The 265-nt window shown below is 60.0% G+C and carries 1 pseudogene; it reads right to left on the minus strand.

The window, feature by feature from the left end:
• Nucleotides 1-265 (minus strand): annotated as a pseudogene (locus P0D80_RS51630) (hypothetical protein); the annotation flags it as partial.

Consider the following 265-nt stretch of genomic DNA (forward strand, 5'->3'; position numbering starts at 1 on the left):
GCAGCAGACGCGCACCGATGCAGCGCTTGATGCGCGAGATCTGCGCCTCAACGAGAGAGCGCTTGCCGTAGCCATATTGGTTGCGAAACGCATGGATACCCTTTGCCTGAATGTAGCCCACAATCTGGTCGTGCCAGCCTGTTTGTACCTTGCCATGGATCACAGCATGGGCCGGTGGCGGAATTACCGGCAGCACGCCGCAGCGAGACCAGGCTTCAGTGCGTTCAATGCTGTAGTACGCAGCGTCGGCCATCACGCCGTCGAG

It is taken from the genome of Paraburkholderia sp. RL17-373-BIF-A, assembly GCF_046030175.1.
In the GTDB taxonomy this organism is placed as follows: Bacteria; Pseudomonadota; Gammaproteobacteria; order Burkholderiales; family Burkholderiaceae; genus Paraburkholderia.